Below are 19,837 nucleotides of genomic sequence, written 5' to 3'. Positions count from 1 at the left end.
TTCCTTGCCGACCTTGTCCATCGCCTCGGCGATCATGCTGCCGATGGCCGGGTCACCGGCGGAGATGGAGGCGGCCGAGGCGATCTGCTCCTTGGTCTCCACGTCCTTGGCGACGCTGGAGAGCTCCTCGGAGACACGCTCGACGGCGGCCTCGATGCCCTTCTTCAGGCCGATCGGGTTCGCGCCGGCGGCGACGTTGCGCAGGCCCTCACGCACCAGAGCCTGGGCGAGGATCGTGGCGGTGGTGGTGCCGTCACCCGCGACGTCGTTGGTCTTCTTCGCGACTTCCTTGACGAGCTCCGCGCCGATCTTCTCGTACGGGTCCTCGAGCTCGATCTCCTTGGCGATGCTGACGCCGTCGTTGGTGATCGTGGGGACGCCCCACTTCTTCTCCAGCACGACGTTGCGACCCTTGGGGCCGAGCGTGACCTTGACCGCGTCGGCCAGCTGGTTCATGCCGCGCTCCAGGCCGCGCCGTGCCTCTTCGTCGAAGGCAATGATCTTCGGCATATTGGAGTGTTTCCTCCTGGGCTTGAGCCATGCGGAGGAGTGCCTGCCGCCGGCGGGGCCCAAACGAACATGATGATCGGGCCGTCGGCCCGGGCACCCGTCGCGCCAGAGGTTGGCACTCAACCCTGTCGAGTGCTAACCCACTTATAGCCTTCGCGAGCCCTGAAAGCAACCGCGCCCGGGACTGTCCCGGCGGTGTCGGGAGCCGCCGGGACCCGCCAGCGACCGTCCCGTTGGTGACCCCGTGATCGGGGGCAGACTGGACGAGCGGGCAGCACGCTGCTCGGTGTGGGGGTTTGCGGATGGGGATCCCAGCAGACGCCACCGAGCCGGGACCCGCCGGCGATGGTGCGGACGGAGCTGTTGCACGAGACGGCCCGGACCAGGGTGACGAGGCTGCTGCTCCCGGCCGGGAGCGTGATCCGCAAGGAACCGCTGGGTCCGGGCGCCCGGTGGCGGCTGCGCCACGAGGTCGACATCCTCGAGCGGCTGGCCGGGGTCGAGGGGGTCGCACACCTGGTGGGCGCCGGGCCCGACGGCCCGGCCCCCGCCCTGCCGGCCGCCGAGCTCGACGGCGCGGGCTCCGCCCTTCTGGCCGACAGGGGCGGCGTCCCGCTGGCCGGCCTCGGCGGCCTCCTGCTGGCCGACGTCGGTGGCGCGGACCTGTCCCGGCGGGTCACGCCCATGGACCCGGCCGAGCTGGTCGACCTGGCCGGGGCGCTCGCCCGGGCGGTGGCGGGGATGCACGGGCGCGGTGTGCTGCACCGGGACATCAGCCCGGCGAACATCGTGGTGAACCGGGCCGGGAACCGGCCGTACCTGATCGACTTCGCGCTCGCGACGACCGCCACCGAGATCCAGCCCGGGTTCGCCCATCACAACGAGATCGTCGGGACGGTGCCCTACCTCGCGCCGGAGCAGACCGGCTGGACGGGGAGCCCCGTCGACCAGCGGGCCGACCTGTACGCCGTCGGCGCCACCCTGTACGAGCTGGCGACCGGCGCGCCGCCGTTCGGCTCGGGTGACCCGCTGCGGATCATCCACGACCATCTCACCCGGGTGCCCGTGGCGCCGTCGGTGGTGAACCCGGCACTGCCGGCCGGGCTGTCGGACGTCGTCATGCACCTGCTGGAGAAGGAGCCGGACGACCGCTACCAGAGTGCCGAGGGCCTGGCCCTCGACCTCGTCCTGGTGCACCGCGGCGCGTGCGTGCGGCCCGGCGAGCACGATCTTCCGGAGCGGCCGCTGACGCCGTCCCGGCTGGCCGGCCGGGAGCGGGAGACCGGCGAGCTCCGCGCGGCGTTCACCGACGCGGTGGCGGGCCGCTGCCGCGGGATTCTCGTCGCCGGGGTGCCCGGGGTGGGGAAGACGTCCCTGGTGAACGAGCTGCGGTCGATCGTGGCCGGTGCCGGCGGCTGGTTCGTGACGGGCAAGTTCGACCAGTACCGGCGGGACCAGGAGTACGACGGGGTCCGCCAGGCGCTGCGGGCGCTGGGCCGGCTGCTGCTGGCCGAGCCGGAGGGCTCCCTGGACGAGGTCCGGGAGCGGCTCCTGGGCGGGCTGGGCCCCGGAGCCGGCATGGCCGCCGCTGTGGTGCCCGAGCTGGCCGTGCTGCTGCGGATCCCGCCGAAGGCGGGCGACCCGATGACCGCGCAGGTACGTGCGCAGCGCGGCGCCGCCGAGACGCTGCGCGCCGTCGCGTCCCGGGAACGTCCGCTGGTGATCTTCGTCGACGACCTGCAGTGGGCCGGTCGGACCCCGCTCGGCGTGCTCGACCTGATCCTCGGCGGAGAGAAGGACCACGAGGGGCTGCTGGTCGTCGGCGCCTACCGGGACGACGAGGTCGACGCCACGCACCCGATGGCGCCGATGCTCGCGCGCTGGCGGCGCCAGCCGGCCGGGCCGCGCCACCTGCGGCTGCGGAACCTGCCCCCGCCCGACCAGGCCGCCATGGTGACCGACCTGCTGCGGCTGCCTCCGGAGCGCGGCCGGCAGCTCGCGCGGCTGATCGCGCCGGCCACCGGGGGCAATCCGTACGACACCGTCGAGCTGGTCAACTCGCTGCGCCACGACGGCCTGCTGACCCGGGTGGCCGGCCGCTGGCGGTGGGCGCCGGAGACGCTGCGCGCCCGGCTCGCCCGGGCGGACGTGATCGAGCTGCTGCGCGCCCGGGTGGCGGCGCTGGCCCCGCCCGCCCGGGAGGCACTGGCGGCGGCCGCGTGCCTGGCCGGCCAGGTGGAGTTCGAGCTCCTGGCGGCCGCGACCGGGCAGGCGGCGTGGGAGCTTGAGCGGCGGCTCGCCCCGGCGTTCGCACGCGGGCTGCTGGTGCTGGAGACCGACGGGCGACGCGGCGTGCGCTTCCGCCACGACCGGGCGCAGGAGGCCGTCCTGGCCGGCCTCACCGGGCCGGCGGAGCGGGCTCTGCGGCTGGCCCTGGCCCGGCGGCTCGCCGGCCGGCCCGAGTATCTCGCCGTCGCGGCCGCGCAGTACCTGCCGGTGCTCGACGAGGTGCGCCTGCCCGCGGAGCGGCGGTTGACCGCCGACCTGCTGCGGCGTGCCGCCGACGAGGCCACGCTGCTGAGCAACTACCCGCTGGCGGAGCGGCTGCTGGCCGCCGCGGTGGCGTTCACCGACCCGGCGGACACCGACCAGCTGATCGAGGTGCACACCGGCCGGCACGCCGCCCTGTACATGCCCGGCCGGCTGGAGGACGCCGACGAGGAGTACGGGACCCTCGGCCGGCTGTGCGCCGATCCGGCGCGGCGCACGGCCGCGACCCTGGTCCAGGTCAGCAGCCTCACCAACCGGGGCCGGGCGGGGGCGGCGCTGAGTCTGGGTTACCAGCAGTTGCGGTGGCTCGGCCTCGCCATCCCGGAGCGGGACGACCTCGACGGGGAGATCGACCGCGGCCTGGACACGCTCGATCAGTGGCTCGAGCGGACCACGACGGCCGACGACCTGCGGCGGGCCCGTGGCGCGGACCTGGCGGGGTCCGGCGCCGCCGAGCTCATCAACCGGCTCATGCCCGCCGCGTTCTTCGAGGACCAGCAGATGCTGGCCTGGCTGGCCATACAGACACTGCGGATGTGGATCCGGGACGGTCCCGGCCCGGCCCTGGCCGGCCCTGCCGGCCACGCCGGGTTCGCCGCCGTCGTCCGGCGCGACGACTATCGCACCGGGTGGCGGGCGCTGCGGCGGATCATCGAGGTCTGCCGGGCCCGCGGCTACGAACCCGCGCTGTGGCAGGTGCGTTTCCTGTATGTGCTCGGCGCCGGTCACTGGTTCGACCCGCTCGAGGAGAACGTGGGCGCGGCGCGCCGCGCCCTGGAGGGCCTGATCCGCAGCGGCGACCTGCAGAACGCGTGCTGGACCCACTACGCGCTGGTGTACGGCCTGTTCGACTGCGCGCCGTCCCTCGACGTCGTCGCCGCCGAGGTCGACGAGGCGCTGGCGTTCGCCGCGTGCACCGGCAACGGCCACGCCGAGGAGACGTTCTGCATGTACCGCCACCTGACGGACGTGCTCCGCGGCGCGGCCGGCCCCCCGGCGGCCGACGGGACGTCCGACCTGGGCCGGCTGGGCGCGGAGCTGCTGGCCGCCAACCCGCTGGCCGCCGCCCAACTGCACATCACCCGGGCGGTCGCCGCGGCCATCCTCGACCACCCGGTGGAGCTGGCCCGGCACACCGCGGGGGCGATGGCGGTGCTGCCGGCCGTCCAGGCGCACTACTCGACGGCGCTGGCGCGGCTGCTGCGCTCGCTGGCGCTGGCCGGCCAGGCCCGGGCCGCGGTGCCGTCCCGGCGTGCCGCCGTGCTGGCCGAGCTGGACGAGCTGGACGAGTCGATCGACTGGCTGGCGGCGCGCGCGGCCGACGCGCCGTCCAACTACCTGCACCTGCTGCGCCTGGTGGAGGCGGAGCGGGCCTGGGCGGCCGGGGAGTTCCGCGAGGCGGCTTACGCGTACGACGTGGCGCAGCGGGAGGCCGCCACCCGGGCCCGGCCGTGGCACCAGGCGCTGATCCTGGAGCGCGCGGCGCGGTTCTACCTGGCGCACGGGCTGGAGGAGGCCGGCCACGTGCTGCTCGCCGCCGCCCGCCGCCACTACCTCGCGTGGGGCGCGACGGCGAAGGTCGCCCAGCTTGACTGGGCCCACCCGGCGCTGCCCGCCGGGCCTGTCGAGCTCACCGGGCCCGGTGGACTCGTCAGGCCTGAGAGCATCACCGGGCCCGGCGGACTCACCGGGTCCGACGTGGCGGGTCCGGCCGCCGACGTCGCCCGCCCGGCGCCGGTGCCGGCGAACGCGTCGGGCGCGGACCCACCGGCCGGGCGGCGCGCCGTCCTGACGACCGGGACCATCGATCTGCTCGGCGGCGTCGCGCACGCTCAGCTCCGAGACCAACGTCGGCGGGCTGCGGGCCAGGGTCGCGGGCATCCTGTCGGAGATGGCCGGCGCGACCGGCGTCCACCTGCTGCTCCGTGACCAGCAGGATCAGGGTTGGCTGGTGCCGGTCGGGAACGGCGGCTCCGTGCCGCTGCCCGAGGCCGCCCGGCGGCGCCTGCTGCCGGCCTCGGTCGTCCGCTACGCCGAACGCACCCGGGAGCCGGTCGTCGTCGTCGACTCGATCCGCGACGACCGGTTCTGCCGCGACCCGTACTTCACCGACATCGACCGCTGCTCCCTGCTGGCCGTCCCCCTCATGATCCGGGGCAGGCTGCGGGCGATGCTGCTGCTGGAGAACCGGATGATCCGCGGTGCGTTCGCCACCGAACGCCTCGAAGGGATCATGCTCATCGCCGGGCAGCTGGCCGTCTCTCTCGACAACGCCCTGGTGTACGCCTCGCTGGAGCGCAAGGTCGCCGAGCGCACCCAGCAGCTCGCCGCCGCCAACCGGCGGCTGGAGCAGCTCTCGCGTACCGACTCGCTCACCGGCCTGGCGAACCGGCGGCGCCTCGAGGAGGTCCTCGACGCCGAGTGGCACCGCGCCCGGCTGCACTCGACGCCGATCGCGCTGGCGATGATCGACATCGACCACTTCAAGCTCTACAACGACCACTTCGGGCACACCGCCGGTGACCGGTGCCTGCAGCGGGTCGCCGCCGGCCTGGCCGCGAGCCTGCGGCCCACCCATACGGCGGCGCGGTTCGGCGGGGAGGAGTTCGCCGTCGTCATGCCCGACACCGGCCCGGAGACCGCCGTCGAGCTGGCCCGGCACCTGCGCCGTGCGGTCGTCGAGCTGGCCGAGCCGCATCCGCTGGTGATCCACCGGATCGTCACCGTGAGCATCGGGGTCGCGGCGACCATTCCCGCCCCGGGCGACGAGGTGGCGGCGTTCGTCGAACGCGCCGACGTCGAGCTCTACCGGGCCAAGCGCGGCGGCCGGGACCGGGTGGAAGGCCCCCTCCCGCGCCCCGTCACCCGTTGAGCACCCGGATTACCACGGCGCGGGCGAGAGGCCGGGCTCGAACGCGGCCGCGCTCCCTTCAACGGCGGCTGAGCGCACCGAACGGGACCTCGACACCGTGCCCCACGGCCCCGTACCCGGCTGTCAGAGCTGTGGTCATCGTGCGCCTCCGGTCTCCTGTATCGCGGCGACGAACCGCCGCGCCACGTCGATGAGCTCGTGCCCGGGGACGTCCCCGGGCACGTCCCCGGCCGCGTTGTCGAGCGCGCCCGCCATCAGCGTGACGTCCTTGGCGAGTGTCGGGCCGGCCGGTGTCGCGGCGATGGCGGCCAGGGAGCCGGCGCGCAGGCGCAACCCGGAGGCGACGCACGCCGAGCTGCTGGTCGTCAGGATCGCCGCGAGGCCCTCGGGGTCGACGCCCAGGGATCCGCCGGCCGCCATCGCGGCGTCCGTGAGCGCGATCTGCGCGGCGAACAGCGTGTTGTTGATGAGTTTCGCGTGCGATCCGGCCCCGACCGGGCCGAGGTGGACGACGTGGTCGGACAGCGTCGACAGCAGCTCGCGCGCCGCGGCGACCGCCTCGGTGTCCCCGCCGATCATGATCGTCAACTTGCCGTCCAGTGCCCGGGGGGCACCGCCGCTCACCGGCGCGTCGAGGACGCGCAGACCGTGCTCCGCCGCCCGCGCGGCGATCTCCCGGATCTGCGTGGGGGAGACGGTGCTGTGCACGAGCACGACGGCACCGGGCCGCAGGGTGCGGACGAGGCCGTGTGGGCCGAACACGACCTCCTGGACGCCGTCCGCGTCGAAGACGCAGATCCCGACCGCGTCGAGCCCCGGATCCATCTCCGCCGGCGTCGCCGCGACGGTCACGCCGGTGCCCGCGAACGGCTCCAGCGAGGCCGCCCGCCGGGCGTACAGGGTGAGATCGTGGCCCTCGGCCTGGATCCGCTGCGCCATCGGCAGCCCCATGCTTCCCAGCCCGACGAAACCCACCTTCACCGCGTCCTCCTTCGGCAAGAATTGACCTGTATCCAACACGCGGGTTCCCTGGTCAGAGGTGACCCCGCCGTACCAGCGCCGCCATGACGCAGGCCGAGGGCGCGAGCGGGATCCACACCGTGATCAGCCGGTACCCGAGGACGGCGGCGAGGGCGGAGGTGGGTGACTGCCCCGCCGCGACGATCGCCGCGGTCAGCGCCGCGTCCAGCGAGCCGAAACCACCCGGCGACGGGATGAGCGCGGACGCGCTGCTGGCCAGGTAGTAGATGGCGAACACCGCGCCGGCGGCCAGCGGGAGATGCAGCGCCCGCACCACGAACAGCAGGGTCGCCGCGTGCAGGAGCGGGATCGCGGTGGAGCCGCCCCAGAGCATCACCGCCCGGCTCGGCACCCGCAGGATCTCCGCCAGCATCCGGGCCTGGGCCGTCACGTGCGTCCAGCCGCGCCGGCACGCCCGCCGGACCGGCGGCAGGGCCCAGCCGACCGCGAGCAGCCCGGCCACCACGGCGGCCACCGTGGCGATCAGCCCACCAGGTGGCCCGCTCATGTGCAGGAACCCGCCGGAGAGCAGCGCGACCAGGACCGCGACATGGGTGATCATTCCGGCGGTGGCGTCGAGTCCGACCGCGGCCACCGCCTCGCGCAGGGGGACGCCGTGCCGGTTGAGGAAGCGCAGCTTCACCGCCCCGACGCCGAAGCCGGCGGGCAGCACGTGGTTGGCGACGCTGCCCGCCACCTGCACGGCCAGCATCGGCCCGACGGGCAGCCGCCGGGCGACCGCCCCCTGCAGGCTGGCGGCTCCCGCGATCCAGGTCGGCAGGGCGGCGAGCATCGCGACGACGAGCCAGCCCGGGTGCGCGGCCGTCAGGTGGCGGACGCTCGCCGTGACCGTCGACCAGCTGTGGAGCAGCCAGAGCACCGCGAGCAGCGGGACGACGCAGGCGAGGGCCGTCCGCCACCGGTGGCTCGCCGAGCCCGCCGGCGGCCGCCGGCCGTACGCGGGCTCGGGCCCTACGGCCTCGGCCGGCGCCTCAACGACCATCGCCGCGCTCCGGCACCGTCATGCCCACCCGGGCGCCGCCCACCGCGACAGCCGTCCGGGCCCCGGCCTCGGCATCTGCCCCATCCTCGGCATCTGCCGCGGTCCATGCCGCATCGGCGGCGGCGCCGGCGCCGGTCGGGGCCTGCCCGCTGAGGATGCCGGCGAGGCGCAGGCTGAGCGTCTCCCAGCTCCACGCCGCCCGCATCCACGCGCGGCCGGCCGCGCCCATCCGCTCCGCCTGCCGCGGGTCGTCGAGCAGGTCGATGACGGCGGCGGCCACGGCCGTGCGGTCGTGCCCGTTGACGGCCACGCCGGTGCGGCCGGGGATGACGACGTCCGGTGCGCCGCCCTGGGCGCCGGTGATCACCGGCAGGCCGCTGGCCGCCCCCTCGAGCGCGGAGAGCCCGAGGCCCTCCAGGTCGAGCCCGCACAGCCGGGTGCGTGACGGCATCGCGAAGACGTCCGCCGCGTCGAGGTAGGCGGGGAGGAGCTCCTCGGGCACGGGACCGGCGAAGTGCACACCGTCGGAGACGCCGGTCCGCGCGGCCAGGCGGCGCAGGCGGTCCTCGGCGGGCCCGCCGCCCACGAGCAGCAGCCGCGCGTACGGGTGCCGGCGTCGGACGTCGTGCCAGCCCCGGATGAGTGTGTCCTGGCCCTTGCGGGTGACGAGGCGGGCCACGCAGATCACGACCGGCTCGTCCGACCAGCCCAGGCCCCGGCGGATCTCGTCCCCGCCGGCGCCCGGCTGGAACCGCTCGGTGTCGACGCCGCCGGTGAGCCGGGCCAGCTCGGTCCCCGGCGGGGTGACCGCCGCGAGCCGGCGGCGGGTGAACTCGGTGAGGTAGGTCAGCACGTCGACCCGCGCGCCGACGGTGGAGACCAGCAGCCGTCCGAACGGCAGCCGGGACCAGGCGACCTCGTGCCCGTGGCTGGAGGCCACCACCCGCTCGACGCCGGCCTCGCGCAGCACCGGCGCGAGCACGCCGAGCGGGGCGGCGGTGGGGAACCACGCCACCTCGCACCCGTGCGCCCGGACGGCGGCCCGCAGCTCCCGCCGGCCACGCGGCGAGGTGATCATGCCGTGCTCGGTGCGGATCACCGGAAAGCCGAGGGTGCGGTCGAACTCGGCGTCACCGGGCTGGGTCGGGGCGAGGACGACGGCCCGGTCTGGGGGCAGGCCGGCCGTCAGCCGGCAGGCGAACGTCTGGATCCCGCCGATCGTCGGCGGGAACTTGTCCGCCACCACCAGCCCCCCGCGCGCCCCGGTGATCGCCCGGCAGCGGGAGCCCCTGCCCGCCGTCCACGACATGCCGCGTGTGCTGGTGATGGCAGTGGACAACCTCTCACGAAGGGGAGCTTCGCCGCTGGATCGTGTGACGCTGATGAGAGCGCTCCAGGCGCGCGGGTCACCGCTTGTCCCTCGGGCCGGCTCCGGGGTCGAGGGCGCGCATCCCACGATTTTGCCGTCCGCCTGTGGCCGCCTGGTCAGGGCGTTGCCGCCGGCTTCCCGACACCACCGTCCGGCGCGGACATGGGACTCCTCCAGGTTCTACCGGTCCGGCGGGGAACCGCCCGCGGCGGGCAGCGTGAGCGTGACGACGGCGCCGCCGTCGGGATGGTTGGCGGCGGTGGCGGTCCCCTGGTGGGCCCGCGCCACCGCCGCGGCGATGGCGAGCCCGAGCCCGGTGCCCCCGAGGCCCGTCCCGCCGCTGTTTCCGCTGGTGCCGGCGCCGCCGTGGTCGCGGGTGCGCGCGGCGTCGGCGCGGCTGAAACGTTCGAAGGCACGCGGCAGGAAGTCCGGGGGGAACCCCGGGCCGCGGTCACGCACCCGCACGACGACGGTCCTCCCGGCCTCACCCGGCCCGGCCCGGACGTCCACGGCGGTGCCGGGCGGCGCGTGGCGGATGGCGTTGGCCACCAGGTTGTCGACCGCCTGGCGGAGCATATCGGGGTCCGCGTCCACGGCGAGGGCCGGGTCGGCGTCCAGGTGGAGGCGGACCTGCCTGGTCTCGGCGTGGCCGGTCGCGGCGCGGGCGGCCCGCTCGAGGAGGTCGCCGACGTCCAGCCGCCGCGGGGCGGTGATGCCGCTGTCCATCCGGGCGAGCGTGAGCAGTGACTCGGAGAGCCGGATCAGCCGCTCGGTCTCCTCCGCCGCGCCCGCGACCGCGTCGACGAGCTCGTCACGGGTGCGGGCCGGGCGGCCGGCGAGCTCGAGCTCGGCCTTGAGGTTGGTGAGCGGGGTCCGCAGCTCGTGCCCGGCGTCGGCGACGAACGCCCGGTCGCGGGCGCGGGCGGCGTGCAGCCGGCGCAGCAGGTTGTTCATCGTGGCGGCCAGGGCGGCGATCTCGTCGCGGGTCGGGGGCACGTCCAGCTCGGCGGAGCTGTCCGACTCGCTGATGGCGGCGGTCTGCCGGCGCATGCGGTCGACCGGGCGCAGGGCGGCGCCCGACAGCAGCCAGGCCGCGAGCCCGGAGAGCGCGACCATCGGCGCCGTCGCGCTGACCATGATGTTGCGGACGCGGTCCTCGGCCGAGTCGGTCAGATCGGTGCTCGTCGCGACGACCAGAACCCCGCCCCGAGCCCCGGTCCGCACCGGGACGGCCAGCGCGCGCGCGTCGTCGTCATCGTCGCCCGGCTCCTGCAGCTCGCCGGATGTGAGCAACTCCGGGCGGACGAGCGCGGTGGCCACCTGCTCGGGCTCGAGCAGCGGCTCGGGACCGGCGCTGTCGTTCGAGGCGGCGACGGAGCCGTCGGGGCGCAGCAGCTGGGCGGGCCCGGCGCCGTATGCCCGCAGCTGCGCGGCCGGGTCCGCCGCGGCGGGGACCTGCACGGCGAGCACGGCCATCCGGGTGCGCAGGTTCGCGTCGACGGAGTTCCGCAGGTTGGTGCGCAGCAGCGCGTAGAACAGCACGCCGGCGGCCGCGAGTACCAGCGTGGTGCCCAGGACGAACAGCAGGGTCAGTCGTACCCGCAGCGGCACGGGCGCTACGTCCCCGTCTCGGCTGTGTCAGCTGTGTCGGTGGTCTCGGTGGTCTCGGTGGTCTCGGTGCGGAGGCGGTAGCCGGCGCCGCGGACCGTCTCGATGCGCGACAGGCCGTCCGCCGGGTCGATCTTCCTGCGCAGGTACCGCACGTACTGGTCGACCACGTTGGACGTGCCGCCGTAGCCGAGGTCCCACATGTGATCCAGGATGTAGCTCCTGGTGAGGACCTCGCCGGGGCGCCGCATCAGCAGCTCCAGCAGCGAGAACTCCTTGGCCGACAGGTCGACGGGCTCGCCGGCCCGCCGCACGCTCCGCGCGGCGGGGTCGAGGTGGATGTCGCCGACCCGCAGCGTGGCCGGCCGCTCGACGGCACCGCGGCGGATCAGCGCGCGGAGCCGGGCCGTCAGCTCACCGAAGCTGAACGGCTTGGCGAGGTAGTCGTCGGCGCCGGCGTCGAGGCCGTGGATGCGGTCGTCGACGTCGCCGCGGGCGGTGAGCATCAGGATCGGGGACCACCGCCGGGCCGCCCGGAGCCGGCGGCAGACCTCGAAGCCGTCGAGGCCGGGCAGCATCAGGTCGAGCACGATGGCGTCGTAGGAGATCTCGCCGGCCTGCCAGACCGCGTCCGTGCCGTCGTGCACCAGGTCGACGGCGTAACCCGCTTCGGTCAGGCCCCGGCGGAGCAGGTCCGCGGTGCGCTCCTCGTCCTCCACGACCAGTACCCGCACCGCTCGATCGTAGAAGGCCGGCGCCGTGTCGGCCGTCGCGCCGGATGGGCCGATCGTCACGCCGGGGACGCCGGCGCCGCCGGCCCGCGGTGTCACGTGGTGAGCGTGCCGGTCGCCAGCAGCCCGATCAGGATGACGGCGACGGCGACCCGGTAGCCGACGAAGAGGTCGAACGAGTGCCGGGCGACGTACCGGAGCAGCCAGGCGATCGAGGCGTAGGCGACGACGAACGACACCAGCGTGCCGACGGCGAGCGGGAGCACGGAGACTCCGCCGCCCACCGCGTCCTTCAGCTCGTAGAGCCCGGCTCCGGTCAGCGCCGGGATCGACAGGAAGAACGACAGCCGGGTCGCCGCCACCCGGTCCAGGTCGCGCACCAGCGCCGTCGACATCGTCGCGCCGGAGCGGGAGAAGCCGGGGAACAGCAGTGCCAGGATCTGCGACGAGCCGACCGCCATGGCGTCGGTGAGGTCGATGTCGTCCTCACCGCGCTTGCGGCGGCCGAACCGGTCGGCGAACCACATCACGGCGCTGCCGGCGAGCAGCGAGCCGGCGACGACCCACAGCGAGGCGAGCGGGCCGTCGATCAGGGACTTGGCGGCCAGCCCGACGGCGACCACGGGCAGCGTCGCGTAGAAGACCCAGCAGGCGAACTTGAAGTCGTGGCGCTGCCGGGCCTCCCGGTCGACGAGCCCGTTCGCGAAGGCGCCGACGAAGCGCCGGATGTCGGCGAAGAAGTACAGCAGTACCGCGGCGATCGCGCCGACCTGGATGACGGCGGTGAAAGCGACGACCGACCTGTCGTCGACGGGGATGTCCATCAGCCCTTCAGCGATCTTGAGGTGGCCGGTGGAGGAGACGGGCAGGAACTCCGTCACCCCCTCGACGATCCCGAGGAGGACGGCCTGGCCGACGCTGATCGCACTCACCGGATTGGATCCTCTGGCTGGTTCGGGCACGGCGGCGCCGCGCGCGGTCATGTGCCAGGCAGAGTAGGACGGCACCCATGTGAGGACGATGTGGTGGTCTCCGAAGACGCAGGTGGGAGCCCTGGAACGGCTCTGCGGGACCGCTGCCAGGCCCCGGGCAGGGCGTCGGAATACAGTTCCCGACATGAAGAGCGAAGTTCTGCGGATGTCGCGGGACGTCGCCGCGCGCATCGAGCGACGGTGACGCCCGGGCCCGGGTCGGGCGAGGACAGGTCGGGCGAGGACAGGGTGCGGCTGGTGCGCCTCGAGGGCGCCGTCAACGTCCGTGACCTGGGCGGCTACCCGACCACGGGCGGGGGCCGGGTGCGCTGGGGCCGGGTCTACCGGTCGGCGGCGCTGCACCGCCTCACCGCCGCCGACCTGGCCACCGTCGAGCAACTCGGCCTGCGGGTCGTCTACGACCTGCGGACCGAGGCCGAGATCGAGCGGGCGCCGTCGCTGCTACCCGGCGGGGTCCGGTGCGAGCGGCTCGCCATCGGCGGCAGCGCGGCGCGGACCAGGGAGTTGACCGATCTCGTCGTCGCGGGCCGGCTGGCAGAGGTGCCGCCGGACTTCCTCGCGCGCGTCTACGACGCGATGGCCGAGACGGGCGCACCGACGTTCGGCCGACTCCTCACCGGGCTCGCCGAGCCGGACGCGACGCCGGCCCTGTTCCACTGCACGGCCGGCAAGGACCGGACCGGGGTCGCCGCCGCGCTGCTGCTCTCGCTTCTCGGCGTCGACGAGGCGGTGATCCTCGACGACTTCGAGCTCAGCGCCGTCCACTACACCGACCCCAAGATGGCGCGGCTGCGGCGCCGGCTCGACGGCACCGACGTGGACGTCGAGCGTTACCGGGCCGTGTTCGGCGCGCCCAGGGAGGCACTGGGCACGCTGCTGGCGGCCCTCACCGAGCGGCACGGGTCGGTGCAGGGCTACCTCGAGGAGGCCGCCGGGATCGCCCCCGACCTGCCCGAGCGGCTGCGAGCCCAACTCGTCGAGCCGCTCGGGCAGGGATGAGGATGCCTCAGGAGGCGCCCTCGACCACCTCCACCGCGTTGCCGTCCGGGTCCTGCAGCACAGCGATGCGCACACCGGGCCCGATGGACGCGGGGCCGTGCGTCACCTTGCCGCCGTGGGCGGTGGCCCGCTCGACGATGCCGTCGAGATCGTCCGAGTAGAGGGTGATGTACCGCAGCCCGGTCGCGGCGAAGAAGTGCGTGGCCGGCTCGGTGGCCGCCGGCGCCCGCTTGGGGACCATCACCTTGATCACGATGTCGGACGTCCGCAGTCGGTGCACGACTCCGGGGCCCGCCTCGATGCCGGGCAGGCGCTCCATCCCGAACGTGGTGGCGTAGAACTCCGCCAGGGACTCGTCGGTGCTGACCAGCCCGACCTCGATCCGCTGCAGCGTCAAGGCACTCCCTCAGTAGGTCTGCCGGCTCTCACTCGGCCGGCTCTGTTCGTCCGGTACTCGTTCGTCCGGGTCCCGGCCCCGGTCGTTCTTCGGTGCCCGTCGCGCGGGCGGGGTCACCTCGGCGTCGCCGTGACCGGGAGCTTCGCCCAGCCGCGGACGGTGGAGGTGCGGGCCTGGACGGCGCGGTCGTAGTCGACCTCCCAGTGGTCCCAGCGCTTGAGCACCTCGTCCAGCGCCACCCGTCCCTCGAGGCGGGCGAGCGCGGCGCCCAGGCAGAAGTGCAGCCCGCGGCCGAAGCTGACATGACGGCTGATCGACCGGTGGATGTCGAAGCTGTCGCCGTTGACGAACTGGCGCTCGTCGCGGTTGGCCGAGCCGTTGAGTAGCACCATGACACTGCCCTCCGGCACCGTCTGGCCGTGCACCTCGACGTCCCGGGCGACGTAGCGGGCCTGGATCGGGGAGGGCGCCTCGAAACGGAGCACCTCCTCGATCACCTGGTTGACCAGCGAGCGGTCCTGCGCGACCTGCCGCAACTGGTCCGGGTGCTCGGCGAGGATCTTCCCGGTCCAGCCGATCAGCCGGGCGGTCGTCTCGTTGCCGGCGCTCGCCAGCATGTTCACGTAGGTCAGGACCTCGGCGCGGGTCAGCCGGCGGGTCGTGCCCGTCTCGTCCTCGAACTCGGCGGTGATCAGGTCGGTCATGAGATCGTCCGAGGGGTTGCGCGCCCGCCAGTCGAGGTAGTCGGCGAACATGCCCTCGGAGCGGGCGAGGGGATCAGCGGGCAGCGGCTTCGGCGCGCCCTCGGTGAGGGTGAGGCCCTCGTCGATGGCGTCGCGGATCGCCTCCTGGTCCTGCTCGGGGATGCCGAGCAGCATGCCGATCGTCCGCATGGGCATCTGGGCGCCGAGGTCGGCGATGAAGTCGAAGTCGCCGGCGGCCACCAGCGGGTCCAGCGAGCGGGCGCAGAACTCGCGCACCTCCGGCTCGATCGCGAGCATCCTGCGCGGGGTGAAGACCCGGCCGAGGATGCCGCGGTGCAGGTCGTGCAGGGGCGGGTCCTCGAAGAGGATGTTGCCCGGAGGGAAGCGGATGTCCGACCTGATCAGCTCGATGAGCGTGCCGCGGCCCGAGAGGAAGATGTCCGGCTCGCCCATGGCCTTCTCGACGTCGTCGAACCGGCTGACGGCGTAGAAGTCGTATTTGACGTTGTAGTACAGCGGCACGGAGTCCCGCATCCGCCGCCACACCGGGTACGGGTCGGCGTCGATCTCGAAGTCGTACGGGTCGTAGTAGACGTCGCCGGCGGCGTCGCTGGTTTCCGTCGTCACCGTCGTCATCGCCGCGCCCCCGCCGGTGCGGTCGCCAGCGCGGTCGCGCGGGTCCGCCGGTCCGCCGGCGTCCTCGAGGGCGCTGTGATCTCGGATGCGTCCGCCACGGTCCGTGCTCCTTGTCGCCGTCCTGCCCGGTGCGTGCCGACGCACGCCCCCGGCCCAACCGTCTGGCCTGGGCATATCGTGCGTCGGGTGACGCCCCTCACAGAATCATCTAATTGTATGGCGCAGTCAACATTGTCTCCGGGGCTGACCTTCGCCGCCGGACGACCGTCGACAGGCCGGCACGGCTGATACAGCATGGGGGCGTGACCGGTGCGTCCGTGCGGGTGGTGCTGCTCCAGATCGCCTGCCCGGACGACGAGTCGCCGGCCGACCGCGGCGCGCGGGTCCTGGCCGATCTGCGCGGGCTCGGCGCGGGCGAGGCCGACCTGGTCGTCCTGCCCGAGCTGTGGCGCACCGGCTACTTCCACTTCGACCGCTACAGCGAGGATGCCGAGGAGCTGGCCGGCCCCACGATCGGCGCGCTGCGGGAGGTGGCGGCCGAGCGCGGCCTGCACATCGTCACCGGCAGCATCGTCGAGCGCGCTCCCGGTGGGGCGCTGCACAACACCACCGCCCTCGCCGGCCCGGACGGAGCCCTCCTCGGCCGGTACCGCAAGATCCACCTGTTCGGCCACGAATCCGCCGAGGCGACGCTGCTCACCGCCGGCGACGACGTGTTCGTCGCGCCGACGTCGCTCGGGGCCGTCGGTCTGGCCACCTGCTACGACCTGCGGTTCCCCGAGCTGTTCCGGCTGCTGGTCGACCGCGGCGCCGAGGTGGTCGTGGTGGTGTCGGCCTGGCCGCTGGCCCGCCTGGAGCACTGGGAGCTGCTGGTGCGGGCCAGGGCGGTCGAGAACCAGGTCTTCGTCGTCGCCTGCAACGCCGCCGGCCGGCACGGGGGAGTGGAGCTGGCCGGCACCAGCCTCGTCGTCGACCCGTGGGGCACCGTGCTGGCCCGGGCCGGTACCGGCCCGCAGACCCTGCGGGCGGTGCTCGACCGGGCCAGGCTGGCCGCCGTGCGCGCCGACTTCCCAGTGCTCGCGTCGCGGCGCCTTGCATCACCCGATGTAGGGCGGCCCCGGCTGATGTAGCCGCACCACCCGGGGCCTCGGACACGAGACCCGTGGAGGTCCCGAACGGTGCGATCCACGTCCAGCGACGCCCGTGTCCGGCCGTCCTGCTTCGCCAGTGCGCCGGCGGCGACCGACCACGTGAGCCCGGCCGCCTGGGCGTCACCCGCCTCGACGGCCAGCGACGCGGCCATGTCCGCCGTCCGGGCGGCGTCGGCGTGCTCGCCGAGCGCGCTGGCCACCGTCGCGGACATGGCGAGCACCTGGCTGGTCGGCCGTCTCCGTCGATCTCAGGGCGCCGTCCTCGCCCCCGGAACGGCCACGGCCCGCCGGTGGTGTCCAGCGGGCCGATGGTCCCGCCCGGGTGTGCGGATATCGCCGGCTCCGCCCCGGACGGAGGGCCACCTCCAGGGCCGAGATGACGCCAACGGCGCCGGGGGCAACGTCTCCAGACCGCCGGCCCGGGATTGACAGAGTGGGGTCGGCGGCCGGGCGGGGCGCCGTAGGCCACTGTCGTGCGAGATGGCAGCCCCGCGGCACCCCAATTCGCCTAGTACCCAGGGGCGGGTCGGCCAAACCCCCGTCCCGGCATCACTCCGGCCGGTATCCGAAGGCCGGTATCCGAACGGCGCTCCGCGTCCATCTGAGGGCGCCGTCTACGGGGCCCAGGAACGCCACAGCCCGCCCGGATGTCCGGGCGGGCTGGTGTGTGAGGCGCGTGCCAGTGCACCAGGATCTCCTCGCCGTCGCACCCCCGTCTGACCTGCGCACCGACCTGCGCAGACGGGAGTAATTGTGCTCAAACGGGACAGTCACACCAAACCCGACATGGTGCAACGCGGCCACCGACGAGACTCCCGATCTGGCTTATACGAGGGCATTGTGCTTGGCATCACACCTCGCTAGACTGCCGGACAACCGGTCATATGGATAACCATACGAGTGGGGGTGCTGCTGCGGTCGTGGAGCCACATGAGGTGGTCGGATCGCTGGGATTCTGAGACCTTCCTGGTGCTGGGACCGGCAACGTTTACCCTGCCCGCCGTGCCCCGGCGGCGCCTGGCGGCGTTGCCGGAATCCTCGAGGAGCGCTGCTACGCGGCGGATCCCGGCGCCTTGCCATCCATCCACCTGGCCACGACGGACAGGGCGAACATTGCCGGTCCCAGCACTAGCTTTCCAGCGTCGATCAATGCCCGTGCGTTAGCGCGGCCCGCGGCGACACGTGGCGGTGAATCTTCGTCGGTGCGTCGCGAGGCCCACTGATGGCACCAGGTGCTGGAGCGGTCCGCGAATGACCTGCGGCGTCTATGCCGACCGATCGACCTGAAGGAGTTTCTGTATGCGTTTCGCCCGTGTCCGTGTTGGTGGCGTGCCGCGTTTTTGTCACGTCGATGGTGAGCAGTTGTACCTGCTTGGTGAGGGCGAGCCCGAGCGCGCTGAGCGTACTGGTGAGCGCGTGGCGATTGGTGATGTGGAGTTTCTGGCGCCGGTTGAGCCGACGAAGATTCTGGCTGTATTGGGTGCGTTTCGCTTCGGTCGCGAGCCCGAGGTGGCCCGTCAGACGTCGCCGAAGTTCACTTCCAAGCTGATCACATCAGTCAATGCGCATGGATGTTCGATCATCAAGCCGTTCGATATGCCGAACACGTTGGATGGTGAGGCGGAGCTGGGTGTGGTTCTGGGTCGCGATGTTCGGCGGGTCAGTCCTGAGGGTGCTCGTGATGCGATTCTCGGGTTCACCTGTGTGAATGACATAACTCTGACCGATCAAGGGGTGGAGGACATGGACTTCATGCGTGCTAAGTCGGTGGACACGTTCGCCTCATTCGGCCCCTGGATTGATACGGATGTGAGCCCGGACCAGGTTAGGAAGGGGTTGGTGATCAGCGGGTCCGTCAACGGTGTACCGAGCCAGCTGGGCAATACGGCGGACTACACCTGGGACGTGCTGGAGACCATCAGCTGGGCCTCGCAACTGTTCACCTTGCGCCGGTTCGACCTGATCGCTTTGGGCACTCCGGTTCCGGTGTCGCGGGTCGACGTGGGCGACGTCATGACCGTCACCGTCGAGGGGGTGGGCACCTTGATCAACAAGATCGCAAGGGAGGAGTTGATCGCGAGTTGATCCGGGCGTTGGTACCGACTGAAAGATCGAGCCGGAAGACATGAGGGGGCAGCATTGAGATGACCGCGTTGATCATTGAGGCCGATAGTCATATCACCGAGCCGGCCGACGTGTGGACCAGCCGGGTGGCGTCGAAGGATGTGGAGCGAGTGCCGCACGTGTTTCGCGACAAGGACGGTCGAGACGTGTGGGTTCTGAATGACATGAAGATCGACATGGTGGGTGTGTCGGCTCCGGCCGGTTGGGAGGACTTTCTGGCGAGCTACCCTCCGGGGTTCGACGAGGTTCACCCCGGCGCCTACAGTTCGGCCGAACGGATCAAGTACATGGACCAGGCGGATACCTGGGCGCAGGTCCTGTATCCGAACATCGCGGGGTTCGGAGCTCAGTGGTTCCTGAGCATGAACGACGGGAAGCTGCAGCTGGACTGCGTGCGGGCGTACAACGACTTCCAGCATGAGTTGGTGTCGGTTGCCCCGCGGCGGTTGATTCCCAACGTGTCCTTGCCGTTCTGAGATGTGTAGGCGTCAGTGGCCGAGATCGAGCGGTGTACCGAGTTGGGGTTCAAGTCAATTCTGTTCACGGGGGAACCGCACCGTTTCGGCCTGCCTCCGCGCGTGACCGGTATTGGGATCCGCTGTACTCAACCGCGCAGGACGCGGACATGCCGCTGCACTTCCACATCGGCGGCGGCGAGGGCAGTAGCAGTAGGAAAGCGCAGATCAATGCCGATCGGATCGCCGTGCACGGCATCGCCGGTTTCATCACCTATTTAGCCGTCGACCTGTTCTTTAAGAACGGAATCCAGTGCGCGGATCTCATCTCATCCGGCGTGCTGCAGCGCTTCCCCCGCCTGAACTTCGTCTCTGTCGAGAGCGGAATCGGGTGGTGCCGTTCATGCTCGAGGCCGCCGACTACTCCTACCTGGGGGCCGTCTCATCCGGGCGCGAACGCCACGCCGACGATCTGCTGCCCTCAGACCTGTTCCGCATTTTCACCAGCCAATGACGTTTGGGCCACGGCTCGCACAGTCTTCCTCCAGTGGCACGACATTCTTCCAGTGAGATGAGGCAATCGATAGCCACGGCGATCTGGTGCTCGAAGGCGGCTCGGCGGAGCTGAGTCGAAGCCGGGAGGTACTGGAGAGCAGCTACTTGGGTGTGCGAGCCCTTTGACCACGTGCATCGCTTCGGATCTGGCTGACAAGGAG

The 19,837-nt window shown here is 72.7% G+C and carries 14 protein-coding genes and 1 pseudogene; 6 read left to right on the top strand and 9 right to left on the bottom strand.

The features are described 5' to 3' along the window. Positions 1 to 510, bottom strand: a 510-nt coding sequence (locus FMEAI12_RS27040) for a TCP-1/cpn60 chaperonin family protein (protein WP_304598633.1), incomplete at its 3' end; no start/stop codon positions are given. A gap of 345 nt (positions 511 to 855) precedes the next feature. Here FMEAI12_RS27040 and FMEAI12_RS27035 point away from each other — a divergent pair. Further along, a pseudogene (locus tag FMEAI12_RS27035) lies at positions 856 to 5,932 on the top strand (diguanylate cyclase). A 135-nt stretch (positions 5,933 to 6,067) separates the two neighbouring features. Here FMEAI12_RS27035 and FMEAI12_RS27030 read toward each other — a convergent pair. From FMEAI12_RS27030 to FMEAI12_RS27005, 6 genes are all read right to left on the bottom strand, one after another. Then, positions 6,068 to 6,913, bottom strand: coding sequence for an NAD(P)-dependent oxidoreductase (locus tag FMEAI12_RS27030; protein WP_112108305.1), 846 nt, complete (start codon positions 6,911 to 6,913; stop codon positions 6,068 to 6,070). 52 nt (positions 6,914 to 6,965) lie between these two features. Then, positions 6,966 to 7,955 carry a lysylphosphatidylglycerol synthase transmembrane domain-containing protein gene (locus FMEAI12_RS27025; protein ID WP_112108298.1) on the bottom strand — a complete coding sequence of 330 codons (990 nt, stop codon included), beginning with the start codon at positions 7,953 to 7,955 and terminating at the stop codon, positions 6,966 to 6,968. After that, on the bottom strand, positions 7,945 to 9,294 hold the full coding sequence (locus FMEAI12_RS27020) for a glycosyltransferase family 4 protein (protein WP_235014580.1): 1,350 nt from the start codon (positions 9,292 to 9,294) through the stop codon (positions 7,945 to 7,947). Before FMEAI12_RS27020 ends, FMEAI12_RS27025 begins: the two co-directional genes overlap by 11 nt. A 210-nt stretch (positions 9,295 to 9,504) precedes the next feature. Continuing rightward, the gene (locus tag FMEAI12_RS27015) at positions 9,505 to 10,935 is read right to left on the bottom strand and encodes an ATP-binding protein (RefSeq protein ID WP_112108296.1); all 1,431 of its coding nucleotides are present in this window, start codon (positions 10,933 to 10,935) and stop codon (positions 9,505 to 9,507) included. 5 nt (positions 10,936 to 10,940) lie between these two features. After that, positions 10,941 to 11,666, bottom strand: coding sequence for a response regulator transcription factor (locus FMEAI12_RS27010; RefSeq protein WP_112108304.1), 726 nt, complete (start codon positions 11,664 to 11,666; stop codon positions 10,941 to 10,943). Between the two features lie 92 nt (positions 11,667 to 11,758). Next, positions 11,759 to 12,595, bottom strand: coding sequence for an undecaprenyl-diphosphate phosphatase (locus tag FMEAI12_RS27005; protein ID WP_112108303.1), 837 nt, complete (start codon positions 12,593 to 12,595; stop codon positions 11,759 to 11,761). Between the two features lie 240 nt (positions 12,596 to 12,835). On the opposite strand from FMEAI12_RS27005, the gene FMEAI12_RS27000 reads away from it, so the two are divergent. Continuing rightward, on the top strand, positions 12,836 to 13,654 hold the full coding sequence (locus FMEAI12_RS27000) for a tyrosine-protein phosphatase (protein WP_112108295.1): 819 nt from the start codon (positions 12,836 to 12,838) through the stop codon (positions 13,652 to 13,654). Positions 13,655 to 13,661: 7 nt separating this feature from the next. On the opposite strand, the gene FMEAI12_RS26995 is transcribed toward FMEAI12_RS27000, so the two are convergent. Together FMEAI12_RS26995 and FMEAI12_RS26990 are read right to left on the bottom strand one after the other, a co-directional pair. Continuing rightward, positions 13,662 to 14,051 carry a VOC family protein gene (locus FMEAI12_RS26995; RefSeq protein ID WP_071067259.1) on the bottom strand — a complete coding sequence of 130 codons (390 nt, stop codon included), beginning with the start codon at positions 14,049 to 14,051 and terminating at the stop codon, positions 13,662 to 13,664. Positions 14,052 to 14,164: 113 nt separating this feature from the next. Beyond that, positions 14,165 to 15,391, bottom strand: a complete 1,227-nt coding sequence (locus FMEAI12_RS26990; RefSeq protein WP_112108302.1) for a cytochrome P450 — start codon at positions 15,389 to 15,391, stop codon at positions 14,165 to 14,167. A 317-nt stretch (positions 15,392 to 15,708) separates the two neighbouring features. Between FMEAI12_RS26990 and FMEAI12_RS26985 the strand changes: the two genes are divergently transcribed. The 4 genes from FMEAI12_RS26985 (at position 15,709) to FMEAI12_RS36335 (ending at position 19,696) form a co-directional block, all read left to right on the top strand. After that, positions 15,709 to 16,521 carry a carbon-nitrogen family hydrolase gene (locus tag FMEAI12_RS26985; RefSeq protein WP_112108301.1) on the top strand — a complete coding sequence of 271 codons (813 nt, stop codon included), beginning with the start codon at positions 15,709 to 15,711 and terminating at the stop codon, positions 16,519 to 16,521. A 1,320-nt stretch (positions 16,522 to 17,841) separates the two neighbouring features. Continuing rightward, positions 17,842 to 18,627, top strand: a complete 786-nt coding sequence (locus tag FMEAI12_RS26980; protein WP_112108294.1) for a fumarylacetoacetate hydrolase family protein — start codon at positions 17,842 to 17,844, stop codon at positions 18,625 to 18,627. Between the two features lie 59 nt (positions 18,628 to 18,686). Next, positions 18,687 to 19,142, top strand: coding sequence for a hypothetical protein (locus tag FMEAI12_RS26975; RefSeq protein ID WP_112108293.1), 456 nt, complete (start codon positions 18,687 to 18,689; stop codon positions 19,140 to 19,142). Between the two features lie 32 nt (positions 19,143 to 19,174). Continuing rightward, positions 19,175 to 19,696, top strand: a complete 522-nt coding sequence (locus tag FMEAI12_RS36335) for an amidohydrolase family protein (protein ID WP_368672111.1) — start codon at positions 19,175 to 19,177, stop codon at positions 19,694 to 19,696. The last annotated feature ends 141 nt before the right edge of the window (positions 19,697 to 19,837 follow it).

The organism is Parafrankia sp. Ea1.12 (genome assembly GCF_900465275.1).
In the GTDB taxonomy this organism is placed as follows: domain Bacteria; phylum Actinomycetota; class Actinomycetes; order Frankiales; family Frankiaceae; genus Parafrankia; species Parafrankia soli.
The sequence above is the reverse complement of the archived record's forward strand: the minus strand, read 5'-3'. Positions and strand labels throughout refer to the sequence as shown.